We start from the raw sequence: 4332 nt of genomic DNA on the forward strand, positions 1-4332 counted from the left end.
AAAAAAACGCTGTTGGCGGCCATGATGGTCGCGTTGGTGACCTTTGCCGCTGCTGGATGTTCTTCAAACCAAGAAATAAAAACCACAGATGGTCGCACTATCGTTACAGACGGCAAACCCAAAGTTGACAGTGATACGGGGTTAGTATCCTACAAAGATGCCCATACAGGCCGAACCGAACAGATCAACCGTGACAAAATTACCAACATGAGTGAACTAGACAACTGATACGGATAAAAGGAGCTGGCTTTGAAAAAGATTTTTGTTTCAGTGTTCGCAGCGGCAGTTGCGCTTTCAGCCCTAACCGGCTGCACGCGCACAAGCTATGCCATCCACACCAACGACGGGCGTACAATTGTCAGCGACGGCAAGCCTACAGAATCAGACTCAGGCCTGCTGGGCTATAAAGACGCAAATGGTGTCAAACAGCAGATCAATAAAGCCGACGTTAAAGAAGTCTCTGAAATTCCGCATTGAGGCATCGCTCTCTCCGAAAAGGGCCGCTAATGCGGCCCTTTTCTTTATCTGCCCCAACAACAGGCAAAAAAAGCCCCCGCTGGGGGCCAAATACCTGCAGTGGCTGGATAGTACTGCATTCCTGATGAAGGAGACGAATAAGTATGGGCCGGATTTTTGCGTCTGCAGGCTCGGTCGCCACAATTTTTCCGTACCCGCCAGGCATCATGCTTTTACCATAACATCCCTTACGCGTAACGTCTCAATGGATACTAACGATGTTATCTGATTCTAGGCGGGAGGATTGTCTGTTTTCTGAGATGCGCAATAATGGAATAGATAACAGCCGAAAAAAGAGACATTATGCTTCATCACTGTCAGGCAAGGTCAGTGGATGATATCTATCTTCAGGATATTGCCCACATTATTCACCCAGACACGGCGGCACGTTACCTAGCAGACACCGCTTTGCCAAACAGGATCATCCCGGAGTGGGATTTACCGCAGGCCTATAGCTCCTTTGTTAACCAGTACAATTTGTTTCACTATCAGCGTCCCTGGATGGCATACAGTGACGCGCTGGCTGATATCAAGGCAGGGAAAGTCGTTCTGGTGAGAAAAAACATGACCGGCACTCCTGTCAACGGTGTGCTGACAACCTCTGGAAATCTCCGGGACGGTCTTCCGCTCTCCCTTTATTCACGGCTCCGCTATCTCATTATCTATCAGCTAAAACGCCCGGTATATTATGTTCATCCGGCTGCGCCGGTGCAGCGCACCCAGGCGGCAAAACCTATTACCAGCAAAGCCGCCGGCCGGCTTCTGGCTGCAGGCGGTATTTATAACGGCAACCCAGAAGGATTCAGGAAGACGGCAGAACAGCTCGGCGGTGATGCGCCAGCCGGTTATGCTCAGGTCATGGATAACAAAGGGCTGCTCATTACCGGCGCATCTTTGGCGGCAGGGCTGACAATGGGAAGAATGCGCTTTCCTGAGCTGGAACAGCTTGAACACTTCGGTGCCAGAGGCACAATATCAGGCAGGCCATTCGATCCCGATAAAGCGGGCGGTCCGATTGAAAACCTGACGACGGATGGCGTGAACATCACTCATGAAGGTATAGCAATCGTGGAGAAACACACATCGCGATTTGGTGACGACCCTGGCAATGAGTTCATGATTAACAGACTTAAAAAAATAGCCGATGGGGAAATTCCTCATGAGCAAGTAGACTTAAATTACTACACTCATGAATGCCGGGAATATCAGCGTTATTGTAATTTAGGATGGGAAACTGGCGCCCCTGCAGATAACATCGAAGCTCATGAGCTGTGGAACAATACTCACACCGCGACGCTCGAAGACTACAAGTTAAAAGGTGAGGTAGAAGACCTCTATCACCCGGATGCACCCCTATGGTAAATAAAACAGAACTGAATATCCTGAAGCTTCTGGCCTCCAGAGAGGACATTAACTGGACCTGGTACAATCTTGACCGGGCGATGACCAGCAGAAAAATGGATGGTATTGGTAACGTTGCGAGACTCGTCGATAATCTGTCTAAAGCCGGTCTGGTAGATACCGTGCCAAGCGGAAACCCCTCAGGAATGGACTACTACCGCGTATCAGAATCCGGCCACCGCTTTCTGAACAGTATCAGAGACGAATACCAGCACGATTTACCATAACATCCGTTGTCTGCACCGCCGGATCGGCACTGACGGCGCAGACGGCACCTGGCACCCGAAAACCCGGCTTAAGCAACGCTACATCCTCCGTTAAGCCGGGAGATAATTTTTACCCGACTGCATAGCCATGCAGCCAGGTGAATGACGGCAGGATTCAGCCCAAAAACAGCGTGAAGGCCCCGAAAACCGGCAAATGCTTTTCCAGCCACTCCCACAGTTCTGCCGCCAGATGCAGGCAGTTAAGTACAGCTTCAATAACATTAAGCAGTTTCATAATTCCCCCTGGTATAGGCCGTGATCTTTGCATCACGACGTATTTAGCGGGGAATTTCGCAGCCCTTCTTCTTGGGGTTTATCACGGGCCGGCATCCGTCAGCCCAGCGTCGGTCCTTTGTAGGTTTTCTGCGGCTGGCGCTCCAGCTCCAGTGTTTTCTGATACTCATTCTCCCCCTGCCGGAACTCGGTGGCATTCAGTTCCCGGACAAGCGGCGCAGCTGCTCGCTTAAACTCAGCACCTGCGTGCTCAAGTCCGACACGCGCTCGTTCAGCACCGCGTTCTCCCGTTGCATAAGCCCAGACATCTTCTGCCATTCCGCGAAGGCGCTCTCCCATTCGTCCAGCCTTTGCGAGTAGTCCTGATGTAGCTGCTCTAATGCGGTCAGCAACTGCTTTTCCAGCTCTGTCATTTTCCGCTACTCCTGTTTCAGGCGGATCCAGGTCGTCCCGTCGTAGGGGATGGCTTCGGCTTGCATCCCCGGCGGCAGGATAAGGAACCTCCGGCCGTCGCTGCTCTCCTGATAGCGCACTCCCCACGTCCGGGCAGTCATTTTCGCCAGGGTATCTTCCTGCTGACGAAGATGTGTGTAATTGTCGGTTACCTGTCCCGGTGGATATTCCGCTTCCTCGCTCACTGACTCGCTACGCTCGGTCGTTCGGCTGCGGCGAGCGGTACGGACTCACGGATAAAGACGTGGGGGGGAAATACGTGAATGCAGGAGGGGAAAAAAGGATGCGGCGCTGCCGGTTTTCCATAGGCTCCGCCCCCCTGACAAGCATCACAGAATCTGACGCTCAAATCAGTGGTGGCGAAACCCGATGCGGCTTAAAGATACCAGGCGTTTCCCCCTGATGGCTCCCTCGTGCTCCCCCGCATTCCTGCCTTTCGGTTTACCGGTGTCATTCCGCTGTTATGGCCGCGGTTTCTCATTCCACGCCTGACACTCAGTTCCGCGAAGGCAGTTCGCTCCAGGATTGACTGTATGCACGAACCCCCCGTTCAGTCCGACTGCTGCGCCTTATCCGGTAACTATCGTCTTGAGTCCAACCCGGAAAGACACGAAAAATCGCTACTGGCAGCAGCCATTAGTAACTGGAGGTATACGAGAGACAAATTAAGAGGTCTTGAAGTATGGGCCTGAGAGAGGCTACACTGAAAGAACATTTTTGGTTTCTGCGGTCTCGTATACCCAGTTACCTGGTTAAGCAGTTCCCCAACTGACTTAACCTTCGATCAAACCACCTCCCCAGGTGGTTTTTTCGTTTTCAGAGCAAGAGATTACGACTGTAACGACAGGATCACAAGAAGATCATTTACTCAGAGAGACTAACTACCACTATGTTTGCCTATCAACATACTTAGGAAACATTACTTGAGTTAACGACTCCACCTTACTTTTAGTATCTCGCAATGAATCTTCCGACCGCCGTTGTGTTGAAGTTCTATTGCGCCACCGGGGTATAAATCACTTTCGTTTAACTCAATTAAAAGCTCGTTCTTGTGAGCATCCTCTAAATAAAGGTAATAACACCCACCATAAAGGTTCTGCGTATCTGGCACGGCAACAAAAGATTTCTTTCCGAACAGTAAAACAGCCTCTTTTTCTCCATGCTCTGTTAGCAATAATCGAAATTCTTGTCCATCAGGCGCGATCCCCCATATACGCAAGATCGGCGCTCTATGTGGCTTATACCAAAATTGATAGTAAAGACCTGCCACTACAACCAGTGAAATTAATAAGGCCATTTCAATCCTCAAAAACAAGCAACATTCCAAAATCGTTTTTCATTCATTTTTACTGCTGGGCATGATGCCCACCTTCAATCCTCTTTTCGCATGAAAAAACGACCTATACTTAGATGGTTAGTGACCATATCCACTTTACCTTTAAGCAGGGAACCTATTATGAAT

Annotated in this window: 8 protein-coding genes; 5 read left to right on the forward strand and 3 right to left on the reverse strand. The window is 50.3% G+C overall.

Going from position 1 to position 4332, the window contains the following annotated elements; genetic code table 11:
• Positions 1-9 precede the first annotated feature (9 nt).
• The 4 genes from AAIG39_RS25480 to AAIG39_RS25495 all read left to right on the forward strand — a co-directional run bounded on the left by AAIG39_RS25480 (position 10) and on the right by AAIG39_RS25495 (position 2144).
• A complete protein-coding gene (locus AAIG39_RS25480) occupies positions 10-228 on the forward strand; it encodes a YgdI/YgdR family lipoprotein (RefSeq protein WP_080154658.1) in 219 nt (72 codons plus the stop codon).
• Between the two features lie 21 nt (positions 229-249).
• Positions 250-477 (forward strand): YgdI/YgdR family lipoprotein, encoded by a 228-nt coding sequence (locus tag AAIG39_RS25485; RefSeq protein ID WP_000719360.1) that lies wholly within the window; start codon positions 250-252, stop codon positions 475-477.
• A 342-nt stretch (positions 478-819) separates the two neighbouring features.
• Positions 820-1878: a hypothetical protein gene (locus AAIG39_RS25490; RefSeq protein ID WP_262017375.1), complete on the forward strand. Its 1059-nt coding sequence runs from the start codon at positions 820-822 to the stop codon at positions 1876-1878.
• The gene (locus AAIG39_RS25495) at positions 1872-2144 is read left to right on the forward strand and encodes a DUF2513 domain-containing protein (protein ID WP_262017376.1); all 273 of its coding nucleotides are present in this window, start codon (positions 1872-1874) and stop codon (positions 2142-2144) included. Before AAIG39_RS25490 ends, AAIG39_RS25495 begins: the two co-directional genes overlap by 7 nt.
• A gap of 470 nt (positions 2145-2614) precedes the next feature.
• Here AAIG39_RS25495 and AAIG39_RS25500 read toward each other — a convergent pair whose 3' ends face one another.
• Together AAIG39_RS25500 and AAIG39_RS25505 are read right to left on the reverse strand one after the other, a co-directional pair.
• Positions 2615-2830: an MbeD family mobilization/exclusion protein gene (locus tag AAIG39_RS25500; RefSeq protein WP_044704874.1), complete on the reverse strand. Its 216-nt coding sequence runs from the start codon at positions 2828-2830 to the stop codon at positions 2615-2617.
• 6 nt (positions 2831-2836) lie between these two features.
• A complete protein-coding gene (locus tag AAIG39_RS25505; protein ID WP_343195041.1) occupies positions 2837-3055 on the reverse strand; it encodes a hypothetical protein in 219 nt (72 codons plus the stop codon).
• Positions 3056-3403: 348 nt separating this feature from the next.
• Here AAIG39_RS25505 and AAIG39_RS25510 point away from each other — a divergent pair, with 348 nt between their 5' ends.
• A complete protein-coding gene (locus AAIG39_RS25510; protein ID WP_032670878.1) occupies positions 3404-3562 on the forward strand; it encodes a hypothetical protein in 159 nt (52 codons plus the stop codon).
• A 236-nt stretch (positions 3563-3798) separates the two neighbouring features.
• On the opposite strand, the gene AAIG39_RS25515 is transcribed toward AAIG39_RS25510, so the two are convergent.
• Positions 3799-4167 carry a hypothetical protein gene (locus AAIG39_RS25515; RefSeq protein ID WP_044704866.1) on the reverse strand — a complete coding sequence of 123 codons (369 nt, stop codon included), beginning with the start codon at positions 4165-4167 and terminating at the stop codon, positions 3799-3801.
• Between the last annotated feature and the right edge of the window lie 165 nt (positions 4168-4332).

It is taken from the genome of Phytobacter palmae (genome assembly GCF_039409775.1).
Classification (GTDB): domain Bacteria; phylum Pseudomonadota; class Gammaproteobacteria; order Enterobacterales; family Enterobacteriaceae; genus Phytobacter; species Phytobacter palmae.